The sequence below is a fragment of the Kitasatospora sp. GAS1066B genome, from assembly GCF_041262605.1.
Taxonomy (GTDB): domain Bacteria; phylum Actinomycetota; class Actinomycetes; order Streptomycetales; family Streptomycetaceae; genus Kitasatospora.
Genome location: NZ_JBGCCO010000028.1, coordinates 68454 through 91586, shown reverse-complemented (window position 1 = coordinate 91586; position 23133 = coordinate 68454). Strand labels below are relative to the sequence as shown.

Sequence of the window (23133 nt, the reverse complement as noted above, 5' to 3'; positions counted from 1 at the left end):
CCAGAGCGACGAGTGCTCCTGTGCGCTCCGAGGACAGGCCTGGTGCACTGCCCGGCGCGAATCACCCGCGCAGGACAGAGCCGGTGCGTGCAGAGGAAAGCCGCAGCCCGACGCCGACCTAGTTTGGTGCCCGCCAAGATCAACGAACCGTGCAGCCAACGCTGTTCGGCCCGAACGACAGGACCGGCACCATGCCCTTCATCACGGTCGGCGAAGAGAACTCCAGCAGCATCGACCTGTACTACGAGGACCACGGCACCGGCCGGCCCGTGGTGCTGATCCACGGCTGGCCGCTGAACGGGGCGTCCTGGGAGAAGCAGGTGGCCGCGCTGCTGGCCGCCGGCAACCGGGTGATCAGCTACGACCGCCGCGGCTTCGGCGCCTCCGACAAGCCGGCGTTCGGCTACGACTACGACACCTTCGCGGCCGACCTCGAGGCCGTGCTGACCCACCTCGACCTGCGGGACGTGGTCCTGGTGGGCTTCTCGATGGGCACCGGCGAGGTCACCCGCTACCTCGGCGCCTACGGCTCCGCGCGCGTCGCCAAGGCGGTGATGCTCGGCGTGGTGCCGCCGTTCCTGCTGCGCACCGACGACAACCCCGACGGCGTGGACGGCATCGTCTTCGAGGAGATCCAGGGCGCCATCCGCGCCGACCGCCCCGCCTTCATCGCGGACTTCCTCGCCGACTTCTACAACGTCGACGTGCTCGGCGGCGACCGGGTCAGCGACCAGGTGGTCCAGTACAGCTGGAACGTCGGCGTCTCGGCCTCCGCCAAGGCCACCCTGGACTGCGTCCCGGCCTGGCTCACCGACTTCCGCGCGGACCTGCCGAGGATCGACGTCCCCGTGCTGATCATCCACGGTGACGCGGACCGCACGCTGCCGCTGCGCTCGACCGCGATTCCGCTCTCCCAGCGCATCGCCGGCGCCCGGCTGGTGGTGCTGGAGGGCGCCCCGCACGGTCTCATCTGGACGCACGCCGAGGAGGTCAACAAGGAACTGCTCGCGTTCATCTCCGCATGACCGCACCGGTCTCCTGGAGGAAGTCGGCGGTGGCCTCCCACAGTTCGCGCTGGACCTGCTCGTCGTGTCCCGCCCGCGGGCAGGCCAGCGGCTCGGCGCCCTTGGCGCCGTAGAACCCACCGCTACTCGCGGCGAACGCGGGATCGGTCGCCAACCGCACGATGATGTCGGCGCCGTGCTGCGGGTCGCCGACACCACCTCGCGGTGGGCCACCACCTGCGCAAGGTGGTCGACGACACCATGACAGCGGGCGGCCTCTCCCTGGCCCGCACCAAAGTCCTGGAAATCCTCGCCCGCCGCAGCCCCCTGCAGCAGTCGGCACTGGCCGAAGCACTCGGCCACGCTCCCCGCTCCGTCACCCAATCCGTCGAGGCCCTGGAGCGCGAGGGACTCGTCGAGCGGACCACCTCCCCCGAGGACCGGCGCTCCAAGCTCGTCACCCTCACCCCCCAAGGCGCCGCCGCCCTCGCCGCCGGCACCGCGGCGGGCGAGCACCTGCTGCGCCAGATCTTCGGCTCCCTGCCCGACGCCGAACTGGCCCAGCTCGACAGACTGCTCGCCGCCGTCGCCACCGCCATGCCGACCGCAACGGGAACGCCGGAGAGCCACGGCAGCTGAGCCAGCCGTCCGCACCACGTCGGCGAGCCGTGCCGGTCAGCCCGTGGTGGTCAGCCCGTGGTGGTGGCGTAGCGGGCCAGGAACATGCGGACGGCTGCGGTGATGTAGCGGTCGATGGTGGCCGGGTCGGGCGTCGCGCCGAGTTGGAGCATGGCCTGGTCGGGGACGAGAACCATGCTGTGGGCGTAGAGGGTGACGGTGACCTGGGGATCGTCGAGGCGCAGGAGGCCGCGGTCGGCGAGGCGGCCGAAGGCGCGCAGCAGGTACTGCTGGAGGCGTTCGGGGCCGCGTTCGTTCCAGGTCTGGGCGAGGTGGGGGAAGTTGGTCGACTCGCCGATGACGAGTCGGCGCAGGGCCAGGACGTGGGGCTGGAGCATGACGGTGGCCCAGGTGGTGCCGAGGCGGGTGAGGTCGGCTTCGAGGTCGTCGGATTCGCCGAGAGCCGTCTCCTCGACCTGGTCGGCGAGGGTGCCGAGGACCTGGTCGAGGACGTCCTGGACGACGGCGCGGAAGAGTCCTTCCTTGCCGCCGAAGTGGTTGTAGAGCGTCTGGCGGGACACGCCCGCCTCGGCGAGGATCGCGTCGACGCTGGTGCCGGCGTAGCCGTGGCGCAGGAAGACGCGCATGGCGGCCTGGCGGATCGCGTCCTGCTTGGCGTTGCGCCGCCCTGCAGTGGGTGGGGTGGGGGATGCTGGCATCGGCGCTCCTGCTCTTGGCGTGCGGACATCCGCCACGCAATAGATCACCCAGTCTAACAACATTCATCATGGCTGCTCAGTGCTAGCCTCTAGATTAGATCATCTAGTCTACTTTGGAGTTGGTCATGGCAGTTCGAGGAGCCGACACCGTGCTGCGGGCCGCAGCAGTCCACACCCTGGTCGCCGGGCCGAAGCCGCAGCGGGCCCTCGCGATCGTCGGCGACCGCATCGCCGCCCTGTCACCGGACCCGCACGGCCTGGACGACTGGATCACCGAGCGCACCACCGTCATCGACCAGCCCGGCGCCACCGTGCTGCCCGCCTTCGACGACACCCACACCCACCTGATCCTGGCCGGCCACAGCGCCCACGACGTCCCCGTCCACCAGGCCCACACCATCGCCGAGTTCCTCGACCTGATCCGGCAGCGGGCCGCGACCACGCCCGAGGGCCAGTGGATCCGCACCACCACCAACTGGCAGGAACTCAACCTCGCCGAGCGCCGGATGCCCACCGCCGCCGAACTCGACCAGGCCAGCGACCGGCACCCGATCCTGGTCAAGCGCGGCGGCCACAACGACGTCGTCAACACCCTCGCCCTGAAGCTCGCGGGCATCACCGAGGACACTCCCACCCCGCCCGGCGGCGTCATCGGCCGCGACGAACACGGACAGCTCAACGGCCGCCTGATCGACAACGCGATGAGCCTGGTCGAGCGCCTCCTCCCGCCGCCGGACCTGACCACCCGCGTCGACGGCCTGCGCCGCGCCTCCCTCGACTACGCCGCCACCGGCATCGGCACCGTCCGCGACTGCATGGTCCCGCTGCCCGACCTCGCCGTCCTGCAAGCCGCCCAGCGCGACGGCGCCCTCAACGTCCGGATGCGCGCCCTGGTCTCCGCGATCGGCATGACCGACCCCGCCCAGATCGAGGACCTCCTCGACGGCATGCAGGACTGGCGCTACACCGCCGACCCGCTGCTGCGCGTCTGGGGCGTCAAGTTCGTCCTCGACGGCGGCCTGGAAGCCGGCGCCACCGAAGAGCCCTACTGCGACCACGGCGACTTCTACGGCACCCTCACCTGGGAACCCGACGCCCTCGTGCGCTCCGTCGAGGCCGTGGTCCGGCGCGGCTGGCGGGTCGGCACCCACGCCTACGGCGACCGCGGCGTGCGCACCCTGCTCGACGCCTACCAGCAGGTCCTGGAACGCAACCCCGGCCTACCCGCCAACATGCTCGTGATGGAACACGGCGGCCTCGCCGACGACAAGCAGCGCGCCCGCGCCATCGCACTCGGCATCCCGGTCACCATCCAGCAGCCGCTGCTGCACGACACCGCCGAGGTCGAGGACGGCTTCTGGGGACGGGAGCGGGTCGACCGCCTCTTCCCCGCCCGCGAATGGCTCGACCAGGGCGCCCTGGTGACCGGCGGCTCCGACTACCCCGTCGGCGCGTACGGAGCGATGCGCTCGGTGTGGGGCATGACGACCCGTCAGACCGTCACCGGCGTCCGCGGACCCGAGCACGCCATCACCCGCGCCGAGGCCCTGGCCCTGCACACCGTCAACGCCGCCCGCCTCACCGGCGAGAGCCACCTGCGCGGCACCCTCACCCCCGGCCGCCTCGCCGACCTCACCCTGTGGCCCACCGACCCCACCACCTGCCACACGGACCAGTTGCGCGACCTCGACCCCACCCACACCCTCGTCGGCGGCCGAACCGTCCACGCCCCGGCACGCTGAACACCCGCCCGCCCGGGTCGGCGGGCGAGCACGCGGCCCACCGAGTTCAGGACCCCGGGGGCGGCGTCCGCCACTGCGCCATCTGCTCCCGGAACTTCGGGCACCCGACGATGTCCTCCTCACCGCAGTGCAGGGCGTGGGTGAGGAGTTGGTGCGCGTGGTCGAGATCGACCACGCGCTGCTCGATCTCGGCGATCTTGGCCTGGATCATCGCCTGCCTGCGCGGCTGGTCCTGTTGCAGTTCGCCGATCTCGACCAGCGTCAGTCCGGCCTGCTGGCACTTGCGCAGCAGCACGATCCGTTCGGCGGCCTCCGGTGGATAGCGCCGCTGCCCGCCCTGCCGTTCGGGCACGGGCAGCAGGCCGTGGCGCTCCCAGAACCGGATCGCGGACGCGGGCACCCCGGTCGCCTCGGCGAGCCGGCCGATCGTCATCGCGCACACCCTGATCCTCCCTCGCCTCGCCTGGTCTTGACTTGAACCTTAGTTCAAGTTGAAGAGTGGTCGGCACGTGGACGGCGGCGAACGAGCGGCCGCTGGCAACAGACTTCGAGGTACCGGGATGACAGACACACACACGGCGAACGAGCAGGCCCAGCAGCTCGTCGCAGCCGCCGGGCAACTTTTCACGGCAGGGGTGATGTCCCACTCCGGACACGCCAACCTGAGCGCCAGGCTCGACGGCGAACGCTTCCTGCTGACACCGGGGTTCGTCCGCGGCCTGCGGCCCGAGCAGCTGGCGACCGTCGGTCTCGACGGGCGGGTCCTCGCGGGAGAACTGCGGTCCGTCAGCGCCGAGATCATCGCCATGCACAGCGCCGTCTACCGCGCCCGCCCTCAGGTGGGGGCGATCATCCACACCCACTCCCCCGCCGCGACGGCCTTCGCCGTGGCGCACAGGGCGTTGCCGTGCCGCACCGAACCGATGCTGCGCTTCGGACAGGCCGAGGACGTCCCGGTGGTTCCCTGGGGACCCCGCGGGTCGGACGTATCGGTCCGCGGCATCGCCGAGGTCCTGGAACGACGGCCCACGACGGCCGCGGTCCTGCTGGCCAACCACGGCCTGCTGGTGTTCGGCCCCGACTCGGCGGCCACCGCCCACCTCCTGGTGGCGATCGAGGAGAGCGCCGAGGCGGAGCTCGCCGCGGTGGCCATCGGCGGCGCCGTGGACTTCCCCGACGGAGCTCTGGAGGCTGTGCGGGCCTCGATCGCACGGGTCTCGTCATGACGGACGACGCCCTCGCCCGACGTGCCGAGGCCGTACGGGACCGCTACCGCGCCACCCTCGGAGCCGTTCCCAGCGGTGTCGAGGACCGGCTGCGCCTGGCCCGAGACTTCGGGCGGCTGCCTACCGAGGAGGCCGTCGCGGCACTGCGGCACATCGTGCTGACCGACAGTCCGCTGGGCGGGCGGGTGCAGCAACTGGTCCACTTCGGCCAACTGCTGGCCCTCGGCCGGGCACATCCCGCCCGGATCCACGCCCAGGGCGCACTCCATGCCGGCGCCGGCATCGCCGACCTCATCGGGGTCGCCGAGACCGCGCTGATCACCGCGGGCGTGCCCGCCTACGCGCTCGGTACCGAGATCATCGCCGAACTCCTGCCGGAGTAGCGGTAGCTGGTGCGGCAGCCGCCCCATCGCGCCGGGCGCCGCGAGTTTGCTCGCGGCGCCCGGCGCTTCGCTCACCTGGCGGTCGCGGAGGGCGACGGGCTCGGGGAGCTCGTCGGCGCGGCGGCCGTGGGCGAGGGGGACTCGCAGCTCGGCGTGGGGGTGCCGGAGGGCGCCGGGGAGCCCGGGGTCGCGGACGCGGAGGGCGTCGGGGTCGGGGTCGCGGAAGGCGACGGCGAGGCGGTGGGCGAGGTCGAGGTCGACGGGCTCGGCGAAGCGGACGCGCCGGCCGTCGGGGACGGGCAGGCGGTCGGCGTCGGGCTCGGGGTAGCCGTCGGCGAGGCGGTGGGGGTGGGCGACGGCTTCGCACTCGGCGACGGCGAGGCGGTGGCGGTCGGGGTGGGCGACGGCTTCGCGCTCGGCGACGGCGAGGCAGTGGCAGTGGAGGTGGCGCTGGGGGTGGTCGTGGGCGAAGCGGTGGCGGACGGCTGCGCCGTGGGTGCGGCCGTGGCCGGCGGCGCGGTGGTGGGCACCGCGACCGGGCCGGGCACCGGGGACGACCCGGGCGTACCGGACGACCCGGAGGCGGTCGACACGGCGGCCACCGGCCCGGGCCCGGCCGACAGGTCCGGCACGGTCGAGGCGCCCGTCCGGTAGTAGGCCATCCAACTCTTGACCGTGTTGAGGTAGTCGGTGGAGTTGTTGTAGCCGAGGACCGCCCGGTCGAGCTGGGCCGGCACCGACAGGTCACGACCGTCCGCGCAGAGGTAGCGGCCGGCAGCCATGGCCGCGTCCCAGACGTTGTTGGGGTCGGCCTTCCCGTCGCCGTTGCCGTCGGCGCCCCACTCCGCCCAGGTGGAGGGGAGGAACTGCATCGGACCGACGGCCCGAGCCCAGGAACCGCTGCCGTCGTAGGTGCCGCCGACGGCGTTCGGGATCGCGGCGAAGCCGTTGGTCCCGTCCAGCGCCGGACCGAGGATCGGCGTGTACGTCGTGCCGGCGGCGTCGACCCGGCCGCCATCGGCCTGGCCGGACTCCACCTGGCCGATGCCGGCCAGCAGTTGCCACGGCAGGTGGCAGCCGGGGTCGGTGCGCGCGAGGGATGCTTCGGCGTTGCGGTAGGCGGCGAAGACCGTGGCCGGCAGCCGGGGTCCGTCCACGGACAGCGACATCGCAGGCGGTACCGGTCCGGCGCTCGGCGTCCCGGTCGGCAGCACGGTCGGCGTCCCGCTCGGTGCCGCGAAGGGCGATCCGGCCACCGTGGCCGGCGGCTGCGGCAGGGGCCGGGGGCCACCGCCGTCCAGCGGCGGCTGACCGGCCGTCGTCGCCCCGCCCGCGGCGGTCGCGGGCGCACCGAACGCCACCGGTGAAGCGAAGGTCAGGGGTGCGGACGGCGCCGCCGCGCCAGCGAGGGCGACGAACACCCCGGCTGTCTGGAACAGCATGCGTTTCCGTATCCACCCGGCCACGTGAACTCCTTCCGACGGTGCTGCGGTCAGTCATTGGACGAACCGACCGCCCATCAGGTTCCACTCGGGTCCCACAGTTCGGTCTCGACCGTCGACAGCCGGTCGGCATCAGCATCAGACCATGCCGAGGTGACGCGGGTTCACGGGGGGCCCGAGGAAAGGCCCATGCCGGGCGGCTCGGCTCGCTGGACGGTCTCGGTGAGACAGTCGCCGGTACCGGAGCTGGTCAGCCGGCGGGCGGCGCAGGTCCGGGTCGGGCCGGCCGTCCGAGACACCCGTCCCCGCTGTGAACCGGTGCCGGGTCGATGGGCCGCTCATCCCTCCGGGTGCACTGGGCAGGCCGTGGGCGGCCGGTGGCCGCGAGGATGGGAAGCATTGTGCTCGTCTGCCGCATCGGCGGGTCGGTGATGTCCTGGTGGGAGCCGTCACCGTCCGTGCCTGCGTCCCGCGTGAAAGGCAGAGGTATGACCGAGACCGACTCGGACGGGGCCAGGAGCAGCCGGCGCTCGGAGCGCCGCGATCCGGATTCCGGGATCGCCGACCTGCGGCGCATCGGGGCGAACCCGGATTTCTGGTACCCGGTCGCGCTGTCCGGGAGCGTGCGCAGCAGGCGGGTGTTCGCGGCCACGTTCGCCGGTGAGCGGATCGCGCTCTACCGCGGCGCGAGCGGTGCCGTCTACGCGTTGGAGGACCGGTGTGCGCACCGTCAGGTGCCGCTGAGCATGGGCGTCGTGGAGGGTGAGGCGCTGCGCTGCTGCTATCACGCGTGGGCCTATCGTGGCGACGGCCGCATCTCGCAGATTCCGTACCTCTCCAAGGGTGACGGCCGGCCGCCACGCGGCGTGCGGGGCTATCCGGTCCGCGAGGCGTACGGTCTGGTGTTCGTCTTCCCGGGTGACCCGGAGAAGGCGGCGGTCACCGCGCTGCCGGAGCTGCCGGCCTTCGATTCACCGGCATACAAGACCATGACCTTCTCCCGGACCGTGCGCTGCCACTACTCGTTCATGCACGAGAACCTGCTCGACATGAACCACCAGTTCCTGCACCGGGGCGTCGTCGGCAAGCTCCGTCCCGAGCTGCTGGGCTACCGGACCGATGCGCGGTCGGTGGAGGCCAGGTACCTGTTCACCCACGCCGGAGGGAAGCGGAACCGCGGCGCCGGTCTGCTGGCCGGCGAGGGCCTCGGTGGCCGCGACTCCAGCGACGTCATGACCATCCGTACCGAGTACCCGTACCAGACCCTCGACCTGGTCCCGGAGAACGCCGAACGTCCGGCCTTCCGCCTCTGGGTCGCGTATGTCCCCGAGGACGCCGCGCAGCGCACCTGCCACGCCTACGGCCTGCTCATGATCGAGAAGCCCGGAATTCCCGGTGTTCTCCAACTCGCCTGGCCGTTGATCAGGCGCTTCACCGAGCGCGTGTTCGCCGAGGACCGGATGGCCGTCGAAGCCGAGCAACGGGCGTGGGACGAGCAGGGCGAGGACCGCAACCACGAGGTCTTCCCCCTGATCCTGGACGTCCGCGAGGTGCTGCGCACCAACGGCGTCCCGCTCCGCCCCCAGACCGCCGCGTGCCCCACCGCCCCGCTGTGCCACGGCCCGACGCCGGCGGCACCCGGCGCCGGAACGTGACTGCGGGAGGCGATCCGGCCGGTCAGGACCGGTAGCGGGAGTGGGCTATGTGCCAGACGTACGAGGACGCGATGGACTGCAGGGCCCGGGCGTGCTCGCCCAGCGCACCCTCGCCATCGCCGGTGCCGGTCAGGTCGGTGATCAGAGCGCCGGCCCTGGCCGCCTCGTCCTCGCACATCCGGGAGGCCAGGCGGAAGGCCTCGCCGAGGTCGCAGTCGTGCGCCCGCATCAGGAGGGTGGGCAGGCTCAGGGGGGCCGGGCCGCCCTGGGCCGCCTCCTTGCGGTAGGAGGCGAGATCGTTGATCCAGCCGGCGAGGTCGGCGACCGCGGACTCCAGCTCTCGCAGTGCCGCCGAACTGCGCTGGGCTTCGGTCAGTTCGTAGTCGAGCGTGACCTCGGCGGCTGCCATGACGGTGCGCACGAAGACGGTGTGCGGTCGCATCGCGCGGTAGTCGGACAGGCTGACGAGCTCAGGGTGGTCGAGGTGCTGGGCCTCCCAGAGCATGCCGAAGAGGTTGTCCCGCAGGTGGGCGGTGAGCCGCAGGTACTGGGTGACCGTGGCCCGCTGCCGTAGGCGGTCCAGGAGGTTGCGCAGGGCGGCGCCGAACACGCTGGTCTCGCCGGGAGGTTCGGCGTGGCCGGCGAGCAGGTGGACGCACTCGGCGATCCTGCGGACCAGGGCGGCCGGGTCACGGGCTCCGGTGGCCTCGCCGTACGCGTCGTCGAAGGCGGTGAGCCACAGCAGAAGGTCGGCGCAGAGGAAGAGGCCGTCCTGGTCCGCCGTCGGGAAGGTGCGGGCGATGCCGTGTCCGGTGATGTTGCACAACACCTCGCGGGCGCGCGGCGAGCTGATCAGCGGGAATTCGCCGAGCCACTGGAGAGCCTGCTGCTCGATGGCGTGCGCGTGCGGGCTGATGGCGAAGGGCCCCGGGAAGGAGCGGCCGAGGTCGGGCATCGGCAGCGGACGCAGGGCCGGGTGGCCGGTGTCGGTCATGCCGTCACCCTGGCGGGGGCGTGCTGCCTGGTCTCGGCCACCATCTGGAGCGACGAGGGGTGCACGGTGATCTCGCCGACCGGGCGGACGGCGTTCTGGTGGGCCGGCCGCAGCCGCCAACGGGAGGCGATGAGCGCCGTGATGATGGTCGCCTCGGTCCGCGAGAACGCGTCGCCGATGCACATGCGCTTCCCGGAGCCGAAGGGGATGAAGGCGCCCTTCGGCGGCTGGGGGCGCTCCGGCAACCAGCGGTCGGGGTCGAACCGCTCAGGGTCCGGGTAGAGGTCGGGGTCCCGGTGCAGCGCGTACGGACTCCACACCAGGTCCGCCCCCGCCGGCAGTTCGTACGGGCCCAGGCTCATGGCCGAGACGGCCTGCCGGGTCACCAGCCACGCGGGGCTGTACAGGCGCAGCGTCTCGCTGACGAGCCGGCTGGTGAAGGTGAGCCGCGGAACGTGCTCGACGGTGATCCGGTCGCCGCCGAGCACGGCGTCGACCTCCTCGTGCAGCCGCTGCTCCAACTCGGGGTTGCGGCCGAGCTCGTAGAAGAGCCACGCGAGGACGACCGCGGTGGTCTCGGAGCCCGCGGCGAGCAGCCCGGTGACCTCCGAGAGGATCTCGTCGTCGGTGAGCGCCTGCCCGTTCCCGTCCCCGACGGAGAGCAGCAGCGAGACGATGTCGTCGTAGGCGTCGGGGTTCGCCCGGTGGTCCTCGATGATCTCCGCGACCTTGGTGCGCAGGAGGTCGCCGGCGTCCTTGACCCGCCGGTTGCGCCGGGTGGGCAGCCGCTCGAGCAGGGGCACGGGCAGCAGCGCGCGCCGCAGGGCGACCATGAAGACCAGGTCGACGCTGTCGAGGATCTCGCGCGCGGCGCTGCTGCGCGGGTTCGAGGAGAAGAGCACCGACAGGATGACGCCCTGGGTCATCAGCTGCATCTCGGTCTTCAGATCGAGCTCGGTCCCGTCGTGCCAGCCCGCGATGGACGGTTCCACCGTGTCCCGCATGGTGTCGACGTAGCCGCTGATCTTCTCCCGGTGGAAGGCGGGCTGCATCTGGCGCCTGCGCTGCAGGTGCGGCTTGCCCTCGGCGACCGGCAGGGCGTCCTTCCCGAAGAGCTTGAGCTTCTCGAAGAGCAGCCCCTTGGAGAACTGGTCGGCCTTGGCGGTGAGCATCTCCTGGATCAGCTCGGGCGAGTTGACCACGGTCACCGACTTCGGGCCGATGGTGATGCGGACGATGGGCCCGTACGCGCGCAGGCGCTGGATGAACGCCAGACGGTCCCTGATCAGCGGTACGGCGTGGCCGACGAGCGGCAGTCGCCCCGGTGCGGTCGGCGGGTGCCGGAGGTCGGCGGTCACGTGTGTGCTCCTTGCAGGTCGGATCCGTACGAGCGGTCCGCGCGGGCCGTCCGCTGACCGGCTGAGCCGTGCCGGGTGCGCAGCAGCTCCCGCGCCGCGAGCACCTCCGCCTCGATCATCGCGCCCGGTGCGTACAGGGTCTTGTCGTGCCAGAGGGCGGGGTGCCGGTGGCCGGGGGCCGTTGCGTCCAGGTAGGTCTCGGCGCGGTCCAGGGCGCTCTCCTGCCGCGCCGGGCGCGAGGGTCCGGAAGCGGCCAGCAGGATCTTCGCGGCATAGGCGGTCTCCTCGGCGGTGCCGCCCCACACGCCCCAGGAACCGTCGTCGCGCTGGGTGTCCAGCGTCCAGGCGGCGGCCGCGTCGACGGCCGCGGTCGCGCCCTCGCCGCCGTACCGGGCGAGCGCGGTCACGCACCGTTCGGTGGCGTAGTACGGGGAGGCGTGCCACTTGTCGGGCCAGTGCCCCTCGGGCTGCTGCGCGTCGACCAGCCAGGCGGCCAGCTGCTGGATCCGGGGGCCGTAGGTGTGCTGCTCCTCGGGACACTGCTCCAGGTAGCCGCCGATCGCCTGCAGCGCGTGGGCGTTGGCGGTGACCGACCCGGTGTCCTCGCCGATGTAGCAGTCGTAGTGGCTGCCGTTGTGGAACAGCGCGAGCGGCGCGGGGTCCTGCGGCCGACCCACGAGCGCGGCCACCAGCACGGCCATGGCCGTGTCGTCGGCGTCCACCATGAGGCCGGGCGCGCCGCGGACCCCGGCGGGATCGTAGATCCGCTCGACCCACCCGCGGATGGTCGGCAGCGTGGCGGCGGGCAGTCCGGCGCGGGCCAGCGCGGCGGCCACCCAGAGGCGTTCGAAGACCAGGATCGGAGCCGCTTCGGGGAAGAGGCCGTCGTAGCGCTGCGCCACGGCGCCGAGCTCGGCGGCCGCCCGCGCGGTGGCGGCGCCGGTGGGCGAGGCGGCGGCCAGCGCGGCGGTGGCGGCCGGTGAACTGCCCAGCAGCCCCTGCGCCTCGGGTATCAGCACCGGCGCCAGGTGCGCGGCTATGCCCTCGAACGTGTGGTGGAACTTGACGGGAAGTCGACCGGCCGCCTCGTAGCGCTGCGCCACGTACCCGGGCGCCGCCTCGTGGTAGCCGCCCGGGACCGCGAGCCGCGGCCCGGCCTGCCAGGGCCCGAGACCCGCGAGTCCCTCGGTGGCAGCCAGGTCCAGCTGCTCGTTGATCCTGCTGACCAGGCTGGGGACGAGCAGTTCGGCTGCGGCCGTGTCCGGCCAGGGGCCTGCCGAGGGCAACAGCCGCAGGGCGGCGATCCCCTTCTCCACCGCCGCCCTGAGCCGGGCACCGACCTGGTCGGATCCGGCGCCGCGCAGCAGGACCGCCAGCGCGGCCTCCACCGCGCTGAGCGTCGGCAGCAGCCGGTACGGCTCCGGCCCCTCGCCCCAACTGCCGTCGGGCGCCTGCGCCTGGAGCAGGTAGTCGAGCCTGCGCGGTTCCCCGGGCAGCCAGGGCGCGGCCGAGATGACCCGGGCCGTCTCGTACAGGGACGGGCGGACACTGCCCCAGCCGTCCTGGTCGACCCGGGCCACCAGACGGGTGGCCTGCTCGGCGTAGGCCGTGCTCGTCTGCTCGGTACTCATGTGCGCGGTACCCATCGAAACGCCCTCTCCTCTCACGGCTGTGACACCTGCTCTCCGACGGTCCGTCACATCTGCCTCGTGGTCGCGGCCTGGGCGAGCCGGCGCAGACCGGCGGAGACGGCCTCCGGGAAGGGGGCCTGGTCCAGGGCGGTGAGGGCGGCGTCGTAGCGAGTGGTGATCATGCGCTCCACGGCCTGCCGAGCGCCGGTGGACTCGAGGACTTCGCGGACCTCGGCGGCCTGTTCGTCGTTCAGATCGCTTCGGCCGACCAGGCTTCGCAGGGTGCGCAGTTGGGCGGCGGAGGCCCGTTGGACGGCGAGCGCCATCAGCACGGTGGCCTTGCCCTCGCGCAGGTCGTCCACTATCGCCTTGCCCGTCTCGGCGGGATCGCCGAACACCCCGAGCAGGTCGTCGCGCAGCTGGAACGCTTCTCCCAGCGGGATGCCGAAGGCGGTGCACGCGTCGAGGACCGGAGCGCCGGCCCCGGCCAGGGCGGCTCCGATGTGCAGGGGCCGTTCGATGGTGTACTTGGCGGTCTTGTACCGGATCACGTGCAGTGGCGTGTCGATGTCCGCGGAGAGCCGGCCGGTGGTCTGCAGGTCGAGGAGCTGGCCGTACATGACCTCGCTGCGCATGTCGTGGACCAGGGGCAGCACTTGGGCCAGGCGGTCCGGGTCGAGGCCCGCCGTGTGCAGGAGTTCACCGGACCACACCAGGGCCAGGTCGCCCAGCAGGATGGCCGCGCCCAGCCCGTACGCCTGGGCCCGGTCCCGCGGACCGCCGTCGGCGCTGTAGGCGGCGGCGAGCGCACGGTGCGCCGACGGCGTCCCGCGACGGATGTCGCTGTTGTCCATCACGTCGTCGTGGACCAGGGCGAAGGCCTGGAAGAGTTCGAGGCTGGCGGCCGCGCGGACGACGGCCGTCGCGTCGCCGGTTGCTCCGGCGGCATGCCAACCGTAGAGGCAGAGCACGGATCTCAGTCGTTTTCCGCCGGAGAGGAGCTTGCGGAGGGTGCTGGTGAGGTGGATCACCTCGATGCCCGGCGGGTTCCTGTCCTTGGCGTGCAGGAAGCCGGTGAGGGCCGCACCGACCTGGTCCCGCAGTGAGACGAGGTCGGGCAGCGCGGTCTCTGGCAGCGTGTCCGTCATTGGATCCTGGGTTCCCTTTCGGTCGGTGGCCGTGCTGGGGGTTTCCGCCTGGACAACGGTGGCTTCGGCCCGGACAGAGGACAGGGGGACGGCACGCGCCGCTCCGCGCGTGGTGACGCCGGCGGTTTCTCCGCCGGCGTCACGGTGGTGGCGGGCCGGCTACGGCGACGCCGTGGCGGCCAGCGGGCCCGCCGGCGAGCTCGGTGACGTGCCCGATGACGTGCCCGGTGCGGTGTCGGCCGGGCTCCGGCTCCAGGGGGTGGCTCCCCTGGCATCGGGGGCCAGCGGGGTGAAACGGGCCGGAAGCGCGGTGAGTGTCCGGTGGAAGGGGCCCTCTTGGTAGGTCAGTTGATCGGCGGGAACGGCCAGTTCGATGTCCGGCAGGTAGCTGGCCAGCCGCTCGATGGCGGCCGTGGCGATCTGCATGGCCAGGTCACGGGCCGGGCAGGCGTGCGGACCGGCGGCGAAGGCCAGGTGCGCCTTGGTGCCGGAGCGGTAGCCGTCGGCCGGGACGCCGGCGTGCGGGCAGGTGTTGGCGGCGGCGTACGAGACCATGACCGGCGAGCCGGCCAGCAGGAACGTGCCGTGGAAGGTCAGGTCCTTCCTGGGGAAGTGGAGGCTGTAGTTGGCCAGCGGCGAGTTCTTCCACAGCGCCTCGTGGATGGCGTGCTGGACGGGAAGGCTGCCGGTGGTGAGGGTGCCGAAGTAGCGCTCGTCGCTCAGCATCCGGACACAGGTGTTCGCGATGAGGTTCGACAGCGGCTCGTTCCCGGCACCGAGGGTGATCAGGATCTGATTGACGGCCTCCTCCTGGTTCAGACCGTTGGGGTGGTCGATGAACCAGGAGGTCAGGTCGTGGCCCCGCTGTGCGGCCTTGGTCTGGTACAGGGTGCCGAGGTACGCGCCGAACGCCTGGCCGCCCGCCGCCTGTCGCGCCGGGTCGCTGTCGACCATGGCCGACAGCGCGTCCACGAGCTGGGGACCGAACTCGTCCGGCATGCCGAACAGCGCGTTGAAGATCATCAACGGCAGCTGCCGCGCGTACTGGCTGACCAGGTCGACGGTGCCGGCGTCGGCGAACTCCTGGAGGAGCGTGTCGGCGTAACGGAAGGTCACCATGCGCACGTCGTGCGGGTCGAGCAGCCCGAAGCTGTCCGTGATGACCTTGCGCAGGTGGGCGTGGTACTCGCCGTCGGCGTAGAAGAGGCTGTCCCGCCACTCCACGTTGGGCCGGATCGGGCTGTCCTGCGGCACCTGGGGCAGCCAGCCGCGGGTGTCCTTGGTCCAGGTTTCGACGTCCTGGAGGAGGTCGAGTGCGGCGCGGTAGTCGGTGACCAGGTGGACCACGACACCGGGGGCTATCTCGGCGAGGCCGACGGCCCCCTGCAGGCGCAGCAGTTCGTAGCTGCGCTGGGGGTCGGCGGCGTGCTCGGCGCCGTGCAGGGGCACCGGCACGGCGGCAGGTGTCATCGTCACGCTTCTGCTCCAGTAAAGGACAAGGAGTGGGCGGTCAGCTCGACCAGAGCAGTCAGACTGCTGTTCTTCACGCGAGCGTCACAGGTCACCAGGGGGGTGTCCGGGGCAAGGTCCAGCTTCGAACGCAACAGCTCCAAGTCGTAGTCGGGAGACTCCGGGAACACATTCACCGCGACGGCGTACGGCAAACCGCGTTCCTCGATGAGATCCATCACTTCGAACGATTCGTCCAGGCGCCGCGTGTCGACCAGGACGAGCGCACCGAGAGCACCGTGGGCGATGCCGTCCCAGAGCGGGAGGAACCGGCGCTGCCCCGGCGTGCCGTACAGGTAGAGGACCACCCGGTTGCCGGGCAGGGTCAGCCGGCCGAAGTCGATGGCCACCGTGGTGGTGCTCTTGTTGCGCAGTCCGACCAGGCTGAGGTCATCGACGCCGACCGCGGCGTCCGTCATGACCTCGTCGGTGTGCAGCGTCGGGATCTGCGAGAGCGTTCTGATCGCCGTCGTCTTGCCGACGCCGATCGGGCCGGCCACGAGGATCTTGACCCTTCGGTGGTCCCCCTCGGGCAGGTAGACGGGACGCGGGCTAGACAAGGAGGGCGCGGAGTCCACTCAAGACCTCTTCCATAACTTCCTTCGACGGGCGCCCGGCGCTCGACGGGGCGAGGGCGCCCGGGAGCGGCACAGTGGCCTTTAACCGACCGTCGCTGACGAGTTGCTCGGCCAACACGAGGCTGACGCTGACCGGTAGACCGAGATAGCCCGCCACCTCGACGACGGTGAGCGCACCGTCGGCGAGGAGCTGGACCAGTCGTTGGTGCACCGCCGTGTGGTACGAGGCGAGCGGAACATCCGTGGCACGCAGGGCAGTCAGCGAATCGAGAGTGCTGGGGACGGGAATGCTGCTGCTTCCAGTCGCCAAATAGGCAGGCAGCAGACGTCGTTGTTGCTGACCGCGACTCACGACCCGGCCTCTCCGCTGCGGACGGGAACGGACATGACCTGCTCGCCGAGCTTCTTCGCCTGGCGGGCCATCGTGTGGGCGACCACACCCATCGGCATCTCCTCGTCGCCGGCGGCCGCGATCAAGGTGTTGGTCCCGGCACCTGCCGGCATGACCATGTAGGTGCCCAGCGCGTTCACCGCGGTGACGGTCTGGATGGGAAGGTTCTCCCCCGCACCCAGCGCCGTGTTCGTGGCGGCGCGGGCGGCGGCATGCATCGCCGCGGTCATCGCGGCTATGCCGTCGGCCTCGTCGACCGTGAGGTTCTGGGACTTGCCCCGGACCATCCCATCGAGCGTCATGATCAGGGCATGCCGCACGCCCCTGATCTCGGTGATGGGATTCAGGTACCAGGCGGACTGGTCCGTTCCGGTGTAGTTGTCGGGCGCGGTCACAGCTCTCCCTCTGAATTCGTGTCGCTTCGGCCGCTGGCGTGGCCCTCCTGGAAGGCCGTCCAGATGTCGCGTTCGCGTTCCGGGTCCGGGGCGCGGTACGGCGGCGGCGTCGTCGCAGTGGCGGCGCTCGCGGTGGTCGGCGCCGTGGCGGCGCGACGGCGGCGCTGCGGCAGCTCCGGCGCGGCCCCGGCGGCGGTCGGCGCGGTGGGGCCCGCGTCCCAGTCGGCCTGGGCGTCCTGCGCGGCCTGGGCAGCCGGTGCGGGCCGCTTGGCGACCTGGGGAGCCACGGTGGGCATCGGAGCCATCGCCGACGGGGGCTCGGCTTCCTGGTCGATCGAGGTCAGCAGGTTCGGGGGAACAGACACCACAGCGCGCACCCCGCCATAGGGAGACGGATGGTCGATGGAGACGTGGAACCCGTAGTCGGCGACCAGGCGGCCGATGGCGGCGAAGCCCTGGGACGGCGGGTCACCGAGTTCGGTGAGCATCACTTCCTGCTGCTCACCGGAGGTCAGCCGGACACCCCGGGCGAGAGCCTCCGAGGTCATGCCCATGCCCGCATCGTCGATCGTGATGCAGACGCTGCCGTTGCCGGTCTGGATCAGGCTGACCTCCACGGCGAGGTCGTCCCGCGAGTGCTCCAGCGCGTTGGCCATGAGCTCGGCGCAGACCACCGCGATGGGCTCGGCCGCGCGCCCGACCACACCGATGTCGGAGGAGCCGAGCCGAGAGTTGATCTTGACGCGGTCGAAGCCGCGCAGTCGCGACGAGGCGCCCTGCACGACCTCCGCCACGTAGGTGTCCTTGCGGACGTGGCCCGGCCAGGCCCCGCAGACGATGGCGGTCCGCTGGATGAGGCGCAGGTTCTGCTCGTTGAGGTGGTCCGTGGCGAGCAGCCGCTCGGTCAGGCGCCGCGGCGCGCTGAACTCGTTCTGCAGGGCCTCGATCTCCGTCTGCAGACGGTACGACAGGGCCTGCGAGTCCTGGCTCGAACCGCGCAGCGCCGCCCGGGCCGCGGCGTCCACCCGACGGCGTTCCTTGAGGACGATGCCGGTCACGACCTCGATCACGGAATCGACGAGCTCCGCGCCCTCCGACCCCGCCAGGTCTTCGTGCAGGAGCCCCGGGACGGGGAGATGGGAGCTGATCAGGTGCAGCGCGAGGGAGGGAAGCCGGACGGAGCGCAGGTGACGCACTTCGTCGCGGAGCCCGGCCTCGCGGGCTGCCGCGTCCTGCGCCTGGGAGTCCGCGGTGAGCCGGCGCTGGTCGGCGGACCGGGCGAGCTCCTCGGCGGACCGGGCCAGCTCTTCGGCGGACTTCAGAGATGCCGCCAGCACCTGGTTGCGACGGGCGAGTTCCCTGCGCGATCGTGCCAGCAGCAGCGCTGCGATGGCTATGAGAACAGCCACGGCGCCCAGCCCGAGAGCCAGTTCTGAGTGGGATGTCACGGGGGAGGGGTCCTAGGGGGTAGGGGTTGGGCCCCGGGTTCGGCTCGGCGGGGCGCCGGCCTCCGGGACGCCAGCGGACGAGGGAGGTGGTGCAGACCTCGCGGCAGGTTGTGGCTGCTGCGAAGCGCGCTCAGGCCGGTCAGGGGAGCCGCCTGAGCAGCGAGTGGCCGGCCACGCCCGCGGGGATCTCTCGCGGCGCTGCCGGCGCGGCGGCTCCATCGGAGGAACGTGCCTCCGACGGCCGACGGTTCATCAGCAGCGGTGCTTCCACCGGTCTCTGACAGGGCCGCCACACGATGCCTGCCGCAGATACCAGGTGATCAGGTCCATCAGAACTCCGTTGAGGACAATGGGAAGCCGGTGCCAGTACTGGCCGGGCGCTGTCGCGCCTCGGTCGTGCCATGCCAAAGCCCCGCCAGCTTACGCGAAGTTGATCTCCTCACGCAGTAGGGGGTGGGCCATAACTCAGCGTCAACTCCCCATGGCCGTTGGTAGATGACGCCCCTTCACCCGTCCGGCACCCCACCGATTGCCGGTCGCTCTCAGTTCTGACGACCATCCGGCCGAGGCGCGTGGGAGGCGCCGCGAGGCCACGGTGCCTTGCGAGCCCCGCTGTGTCCTTCCGGCAGCCCGGCTGCGCTTTCGGGCAGTTCGGGGAGGGCGAACGGGCGGCCGTCGGTGCCTGCGCGGGGGGACCTCCGGTCCTGTCCGCGAGAGACCGGGCGGGCCAGGGTGGTGGCGTGAGGCGGCGCGCGTATCCCATCAGGGGCGATGCGCCATGCCTCCGCGGTCCCGCGGCCGCGCCGGACGAGTGCCGGTCGGCGGGGGCCCTTCAGCTCTGTACGCCCGATGCCCCGCGCGGTCCGAGAGTCCCGCGCCGGAGAGGACCCTGCCGGTGAGCGTCAGTGAGACTCGGTCCCGTGCCGACCGCGGGGAGTGCCCCGAGTGCGGTGCGGCCCTCCAGCCGGAGCGCTCGTTCTGCGACGCCTGCGGTGCCTTCCTGAGCTGGTCCGCCGAGTCCGACACCGGGCCGGCCGACACCGCGAAAGCCGGCAAAGCAAAAGCCGACAAAGCGACAGCCGGCCAGGTGGCGGCCGGCAGCGGCCGGGCGGGCGAGGAGCCCGGCGCCGCGAAGGCGACGACGGCGGCGCCGGCGGCAGCCGCGGCCGAGCCCGCCGCCGGCGCACCGAGCCCCGCTCCCGTGCGCGAGGTCCCCGCCCGCGAGGTTCCCGCGCGTCAGGTGGAGGCCGACACCACCGAGATGCCGCCGGTGAGCCTGGCCGACGTGCTCGCGACGGAGCGGGCGCAGGCCCTCCTGGTGCCCGTGCCCGATCCCGCCGGGGTCGGCCCCGCAGTGGCGCCGGTGCTGCCGGGGCGGCCGCAGGAGAACGGCCCGCGGGTCAGGGGGGTGGTCGAGGATCAGGTCCTGGACGGGATCGCCTGCCCGTGGTGCTCCACCGTGAACCCGCGCGAGCGGCACTTCTGCCGCCGCTGCGCCACCCGCTTCTCGACGGCCGAGCCCATCCAGGCCCACCGCCCCTGGTGGCGCCGAGTGCTCGACTTCCGCGGCCGCGAGGCACCCTGGGCCGGGCAGCGGCCGCGACTGAGCCGGGGCCCGTGGCAGCTGGTGCGCTGGATCGTCACGGGCGTGCTGGTGATCGCCCTGGTCTGCACGGCGGTGATCTGGACCGGACCGGCCGTGCAGGCGGTCAGCGACCACTTCGCTGACCCGGCCCCGATCCAGGTGGACTCGATGACGGCCTCGCACTCCTACCCGGGCCACGGCCCCGAGCTGACCATCGACCGCCAGTCCAACACCTGGTGGGGCAACGGCTATGCCGGACAGCCGGTGGACACCTGGCTGGAGGCCAAGTTCACCGCACCGGTCCGCCTGCTGGACGTGATCATCACCCCCGGCACCGGGACCTCCCCCGAGGAGCTGGACGCACAGGCCCGACCGCACCAGGTCGACCTGGTGACCACCGACAACGGCGGCCAGAAGACCACCACGCACATCGAGCTCTCCCCCGACGGTCCGCAGACCTTCAGCCTCCGCCTCCACCAGGTGGTCAGCGCCCGGCTGGTGATCCTCAGCGCCTACGGGGCGGCCGCGGACAAGCAGGTCGCGATCGGCGAAGTCGAGTTCTTCGGCACGACGAAGTGAGCACCGCCCCGGTCCGCACGCCGAGTACGCACCGCGAACCGGGTACTCAGGCCAGCGTGGAGCACTCCCGCACGGCCCGTTCCCAGTACTGGTCGAGCCGTTCGGGTGCCTCGCCGCTGCGGATCGCTTGGGCGAGCCCGGCCAGCGTCCGGGCGGGTGCGGCCAGGTCGCGCTGCCCGGTGTAGAAGTCCAGGGCCGCGTCCAGCTCGCGGGCGGCCTCGGCGGATCGCAGCTCGTGCAGCGCCCGGCCCGCCGCGACCTGGAGCTGTGCGATGGCGTAGCTGAAACCGATCGTCCGGTACAGCCCGATGGCGCGCCGGTAGGCCGCCAGGGCCTTCGCCCAGTCGCCCAGCTCGGCGTGGTCCTCGGCCAACTCGCGCAGGGCGAGGGCCAGACCGTGCTGGGAAGGCGCGTCGGCCGCCGCGCCGTTCGGGGTGTCGTAGGTGAGCACCACCCGCTCATGGACGGCGGCGGCCTCCTCGGCGCGGCCCATCATGCGCAGCGCCGTCGCCCGGTTCCGCTCGGCGACCCAGCGGCCGAGGGGGAAGTCCGCCTCGATCATCAGGGCGGCCGCCCGCGCGGACTCCGCCGCGGACTCGGGCAGCGACCGGAGCCGGCGCAGCGCCGCGGCCCGGTACATCGCCGCCCACGCCTGCTGCAGGACATCCCCGGCGGCCCGCGCCGCCGCCGCGGCCCGCTCGGCGACCTCGACCGCCTCGGCGTGCTGGCCGGTGCTGCAGCTGAGCGCCCAGCTGAGGTAGTTGAGGTGGACGGCGGCGGCCGGCAGATCGTCCAACGCGGCGGCCGCGGCGGCGGAGAACCCGAACAGCTCACACCAGTACGCCTGGTGCAGGCGGACGTCCGAGTACCAGTGCATGGCCACGGCCGTGTCGAGCACCAGACGGTGCTCGCCCTGCTCCGCCGCCCACCGGACCGCCTCGGTCCAGTGGGCGAACTCGCCGTCGAGCCAGTCGGCGGCGCCGCTCCACCCCTGCCCGGAAGCCGGCCGCTGCGCGGCGGGGTCGAAGGCGTGCCCGGCCTCGATCGCCGTCCCCAGCAGCGCGCTCATCAGCCGGACCCGCGCCCGCTCGCGCTCGGCGGCCGGCTCGTCGCGGGCCAGCGCCTCGCCCGCGAAGAGCCTGACCAGGTCGTGGAAGCGGTAGCGGAAGGCGGCGTGCGCGGGTTCCAGCAGGCCGACCTCGACCAGGCCCTCCAGCAGCTCCTCGGCGGCGGGGGCCGACAGGTCGCACAGCGCCGCCACCGTCTGCGGCCCGAAGTCGGCGCCCGGCACCAGGGCCAGCCGCCGGAAGAACGTCTGCCGGTCGGCGGCCAGTTGCCGGTAGGAGTGCTGGAACGCCGCCCGCACCTGCAACTCGCCCGCGGCCATGCCGTCCAGCCGCCGCTCCTCGTCGCGTAGTTGCTCCGCGAGGAGCTCGGCACTGCCGTCCTCGGCGACGGCCAGCCGGCGGCCCACGATCCGCAGGGCGAGCGGCAGGTAGCCGCAGAGCGAGGCCAGTTCGGCGAGTTGGCGCCGGGGCCGCGGACCGCCGATCCGTTCGAGCAGCGCGATGGCGTCCGCCGCCGGCAGCACCTCCAGCAGCAGCCGTTCGGCGCCTTCCAGGCCGGCCAGCGCGCGGCGGCTGGTGACCAGGGTGAGGCAGTGCGGGCCGCCGGGCAGCAGCGGGCGGACCTGCCTCTCGTCGAGGGCGTTGTCGAGCAGCACCAGCACCCGCCGCTCGGAGAGCAGCGACCGGTAGAGCCGGGTCCGCTCGGCCGTCTCCAGCGGCAGCCGGTCGTGCGGCACGCCGAGCGAGCCCAGCAGCCGGGCCAGCGCCTCGTCGGTGGTCAGCGGGCGGACGTCCACGCCTCGTAGGTCCAGGTAGAGCGCGCCGTCCGGGAAGCGCCGGCCCAGCTCCTCGGCCAGCCGCAGCGCGAGCGAGGTCTTGCCGAGGCCGGGCTGCCCGGAGGCGATGACCAGGGTGGAGCCGCGGCCGGCCGTGAAGGCGCCGGCCTCGGCCACCGCGCGCAGGCGGTCGAGCTCGGCGCGCCGGCCGGTGAAGTCGGTGGGCGCGGCCGGCGGACGGGACGACAGCGCGGTCAGCGGCCACGCTGCCGGTGCCGGTGTCGGTGACGGTGCGCCAGTCGGCTGGGCCGATCCCGCGGCTGCCGCCGCCCCCGGCCCGGCATGGGCTGGGGCGGCAGCCGCGGATCCCGGGCCGGCCCCGGTGGCGGACCCGCTCCCGGGGTGGGCGGCCGCGGCGTTCTTCCGCTGCGCGGTACGCGTGCGGCCGCTGGCGGCGACGGCCAGGAAGGCCGACCGGTCCTGCGGCGTGAGCCCGAGCGCTTCGGCCAGCGCCCGGGCCGACCGGTCCTGCGGGGCCCGGCTGCGCCCGGTCTCCAGTTCGCTGATCGCCCGCACGCTCAGTGCCGAGGCGGCGGCCAGCTCACTCTGGGTGAGCCCCGCCGACTGGCGGTGGGCGATCAGCAGGCGGCCGAAGCTGACCGTCGGCGTCTGCTGGTTCGAATTGTGTACGACCATGGTGGATCGGCCCCCCTGTTCTGCTGACCCGGACGCAAGCACCCGACGCACCGAACGTGAAGAGCCAGTGACAGAAAAATACAAGATCATCAGTTCGCCTATGAACCTGGGGCCCCGTCAGCGCGTCTCGAGGAGAGGGGGACCCTGGAACGGCCGCGCGGGTGCGGACCGATGAACAGGACGGGAACG

The 23133-nt window shown here is 72.5% G+C and carries 21 protein-coding genes; 7 read left to right on the top strand and 14 right to left on the bottom strand.

The window, feature by feature from the left end:
* Window positions 1-191 precede the first annotated feature (191 nt).
* Window positions 192-1025, top strand: a complete 834-nt coding sequence (locus ABH937_RS28065; protein WP_280690462.1) for an alpha/beta hydrolase — start codon at window positions 192-194, stop codon at window positions 1023-1025.
* Here ABH937_RS28065 and ABH937_RS28060 read toward each other — a convergent pair.
* Window positions 1012-1179, bottom strand: a complete 168-nt coding sequence (locus ABH937_RS28060) for a hypothetical protein (protein ID WP_280690463.1) — start codon at window positions 1177-1179, stop codon at window positions 1012-1014. The two genes, ABH937_RS28065 and ABH937_RS28060, sit on opposite strands and share 14 nt — an antisense overlap.
* Before the next feature lie 50 nt (window positions 1180-1229).
* On the opposite strand from ABH937_RS28060, the gene ABH937_RS28055 reads away from it, so the two are divergent.
* On the top strand, window positions 1230-1643 hold the full coding sequence (locus tag ABH937_RS28055; RefSeq protein ID WP_370219915.1) for a MarR family winged helix-turn-helix transcriptional regulator: 414 nt from the start codon (window positions 1230-1232) through the stop codon (window positions 1641-1643).
* Window positions 1644-1693: 50 nt separating this feature from the next.
* On the opposite strand, the gene ABH937_RS28050 is transcribed toward ABH937_RS28055, so the two are convergent.
* Window positions 1694-2341, bottom strand: coding sequence for a TetR/AcrR family transcriptional regulator (locus tag ABH937_RS28050; RefSeq protein WP_370219914.1), 648 nt, complete (start codon window positions 2339-2341; stop codon window positions 1694-1696).
* 125 nt (window positions 2342-2466) lie between these two features.
* Between ABH937_RS28050 and ABH937_RS28045 the strand changes: the two genes are divergently transcribed.
* Window positions 2467-4083, top strand: coding sequence for an amidohydrolase (locus tag ABH937_RS28045; protein WP_370219913.1), 1617 nt, complete (start codon window positions 2467-2469; stop codon window positions 4081-4083).
* Between the two features lie 46 nt (window positions 4084-4129).
* Here the strand turns inward: ABH937_RS28045 and ABH937_RS28040 are convergent, their stop codons facing one another.
* Window positions 4130-4516 carry a MerR family transcriptional regulator gene (locus ABH937_RS28040; RefSeq protein ID WP_280690467.1) on the bottom strand — a complete coding sequence of 129 codons (387 nt, stop codon included), beginning with the start codon at window positions 4514-4516 and terminating at the stop codon, window positions 4130-4132.
* Between the two features lie 127 nt (window positions 4517-4643).
* Between ABH937_RS28040 and ABH937_RS28035 the strand changes: the two genes are divergently transcribed.
* Window positions 4644-5309, top strand: coding sequence for a class II aldolase/adducin family protein (locus ABH937_RS28035; protein WP_370219912.1), 666 nt, complete (start codon window positions 4644-4646; stop codon window positions 5307-5309).
* The gene (locus tag ABH937_RS28030) at window positions 5306-5692 is read left to right on the top strand and encodes a carboxymuconolactone decarboxylase family protein (RefSeq protein WP_280690469.1); all 387 of its coding nucleotides are present in this window, start codon (window positions 5306-5308) and stop codon (window positions 5690-5692) included. Before ABH937_RS28035 ends, ABH937_RS28030 begins: the two co-directional genes overlap by 4 nt.
* A 71-nt stretch (window positions 5693-5763) precedes the next feature.
* Here the strand turns inward: ABH937_RS28030 and ABH937_RS28025 are convergent, their stop codons facing one another.
* Window positions 5764-7134: a lytic transglycosylase domain-containing protein gene (locus ABH937_RS28025; RefSeq protein WP_370219911.1), complete on the bottom strand. Its 1371-nt coding sequence runs from the start codon at window positions 7132-7134 to the stop codon at window positions 5764-5766.
* A gap of 488 nt (window positions 7135-7622) precedes the next feature.
* Between ABH937_RS28025 and ABH937_RS28020 the strand changes: the two genes are divergently transcribed.
* A complete protein-coding gene (locus ABH937_RS28020; RefSeq protein WP_370219910.1) occupies window positions 7623-8789 on the top strand; it encodes a Rieske 2Fe-2S domain-containing protein in 1167 nt (388 codons plus the stop codon).
* 22 nt (window positions 8790-8811) lie between these two features.
* Here the strand turns inward: ABH937_RS28020 and ABH937_RS28015 are convergent, their stop codons facing one another.
* The 9 genes from ABH937_RS28015 to ABH937_RS27975 form a co-directional block, all read right to left on the bottom strand.
* Window positions 8812-9783 carry a terpene synthase family protein gene (locus tag ABH937_RS28015; protein ID WP_280690472.1) on the bottom strand — a complete coding sequence of 324 codons (972 nt, stop codon included), beginning with the start codon at window positions 9781-9783 and terminating at the stop codon, window positions 8812-8814.
* Entirely contained in the window at window positions 9780-11141 is a 1362-nt protein-coding gene (locus ABH937_RS28010; RefSeq protein WP_280690473.1) for a cytochrome P450, read from the bottom strand. The genes ABH937_RS28015 and ABH937_RS28010 overlap by 4 nt, the downstream gene beginning before the upstream one ends.
* Window positions 11138-12787 (bottom strand): prenyltransferase/squalene oxidase repeat-containing protein, encoded by a 1650-nt coding sequence (locus ABH937_RS28005; protein ID WP_370219909.1) that lies wholly within the window; start codon window positions 12785-12787, stop codon window positions 11138-11140. Before ABH937_RS28005 ends, ABH937_RS28010 begins: the two co-directional genes overlap by 4 nt.
* A gap of 50 nt (window positions 12788-12837) precedes the next feature.
* Entirely contained in the window at window positions 12838-13920 is a 1083-nt protein-coding gene (locus ABH937_RS28000) for a polyprenyl synthetase family protein (RefSeq protein ID WP_370219908.1), read from the bottom strand.
* A 159-nt stretch (window positions 13921-14079) separates the two neighbouring features.
* The gene (locus ABH937_RS27995) at window positions 14080-15396 is read right to left on the bottom strand and encodes a cytochrome P450 (RefSeq protein WP_370219907.1); all 1317 of its coding nucleotides are present in this window, start codon (window positions 15394-15396) and stop codon (window positions 14080-14082) included.
* Entirely contained in the window at window positions 15393-16007 is a 615-nt protein-coding gene (locus ABH937_RS27990) for an ATP/GTP-binding protein (protein ID WP_370146207.1), read from the bottom strand. Before ABH937_RS27990 ends, ABH937_RS27995 begins: the two co-directional genes overlap by 4 nt.
* The gene (locus tag ABH937_RS27985; RefSeq protein WP_280690477.1) at window positions 15982-16359 is read right to left on the bottom strand and encodes a DUF742 domain-containing protein; all 378 of its coding nucleotides are present in this window, start codon (window positions 16357-16359) and stop codon (window positions 15982-15984) included. The genes ABH937_RS27990 and ABH937_RS27985 overlap by 26 nt, the downstream gene beginning before the upstream one ends.
* Window positions 16356-16793, bottom strand: coding sequence for a roadblock/LC7 domain-containing protein (locus tag ABH937_RS27980; protein ID WP_280690478.1), 438 nt, complete (start codon window positions 16791-16793; stop codon window positions 16356-16358). The genes ABH937_RS27985 and ABH937_RS27980 overlap by 4 nt, the downstream gene beginning before the upstream one ends.
* Window positions 16790-18202: a sensor histidine kinase gene (locus ABH937_RS27975; protein ID WP_370219906.1), complete on the bottom strand. Its 1413-nt coding sequence runs from the start codon at window positions 18200-18202 to the stop codon at window positions 16790-16792. Before ABH937_RS27975 ends, ABH937_RS27980 begins: the two co-directional genes overlap by 4 nt.
* A gap of 934 nt (window positions 18203-19136) precedes the next feature.
* On the opposite strand from ABH937_RS27975, the gene ABH937_RS27970 reads away from it, so the two are divergent.
* Window positions 19137-20405 (top strand): zinc ribbon domain-containing protein, encoded by a 1269-nt coding sequence (locus tag ABH937_RS27970; RefSeq protein ID WP_370219905.1) that lies wholly within the window; start codon window positions 19137-19139, stop codon window positions 20403-20405.
* A gap of 46 nt (window positions 20406-20451) precedes the next feature.
* Here the strand turns inward: ABH937_RS27970 and ABH937_RS27965 are convergent, their stop codons facing one another.
* A complete protein-coding gene (locus tag ABH937_RS27965; RefSeq protein WP_370219904.1) occupies window positions 20452-22944 on the bottom strand; it encodes a helix-turn-helix domain-containing protein in 2493 nt (830 codons plus the stop codon).
* Window positions 22945-23133: the final 189 nt, after the last annotated feature.

Bases quoted from the DNA above. Each gene is read 5' to 3' on its own strand.
- ABH937_RS28065 (WP_280690462.1), top strand. From the start codon at position 192: ATGCCCTTCATCACGGTCGGCGAAGAGAACTCCAGCAGCATCGACCTG.
- ABH937_RS28050 (WP_370219914.1), bottom strand. From the start codon at position 2,341: ATGCCAGCATCCCCCACCCCACCCACTGCAGGGCGGCGCAACGCCAAG.
- ABH937_RS28045 (WP_370219913.1), top strand. From the start codon at position 2,467: ATGGCAGTTCGAGGAGCCGACACCGTGCTGCGGGCCGCAGCAGTCCAC.
- ABH937_RS28040 (WP_280690467.1), bottom strand. From the start codon at position 4,516: ATGACGATCGGCCGGCTCGCCGAGGCGACCGGGGTGCCCGCGTCCGCG.
- ABH937_RS28035 (WP_370219912.1), top strand. From the start codon at position 4,644: ATGACAGACACACACACGGCGAACGAGCAGGCCCAGCAGCTCGTCGCA.
- ABH937_RS28030 (WP_280690469.1), top strand. From the start codon at position 5,306: ATGACGGACGACGCCCTCGCCCGACGTGCCGAGGCCGTACGGGACCGC.
- ABH937_RS28025 (WP_370219911.1), bottom strand. From the start codon at position 7,134: ATGCTGTTCCAGACAGCCGGGGTGTTCGTCGCCCTCGCTGGCGCGGCG.
- ABH937_RS28020 (WP_370219910.1), top strand. From the start codon at position 7,623: ATGACCGAGACCGACTCGGACGGGGCCAGGAGCAGCCGGCGCTCGGAG.
- ABH937_RS28015 (WP_280690472.1), bottom strand. From the start codon at position 9,783: ATGACCGACACCGGCCACCCGGCCCTGCGTCCGCTGCCGATGCCCGAC.
- ABH937_RS28005 (WP_370219909.1), bottom strand. From the start codon at position 12,787: ATGGGTACCGCGCACATGAGTACCGAGCAGACGAGCACGGCCTACGCC.
- ABH937_RS28000 (WP_370219908.1), bottom strand. From the start codon at position 13,920: ATGACGGACACGCTGCCAGAGACCGCGCTGCCCGACCTCGTCTCACTG.
- ABH937_RS27965 (WP_370219904.1), bottom strand. From the start codon at position 22,944: ATGGTCGTACACAATTCGAACCAGCAGACGCCGACGGTCAGCTTCGGC.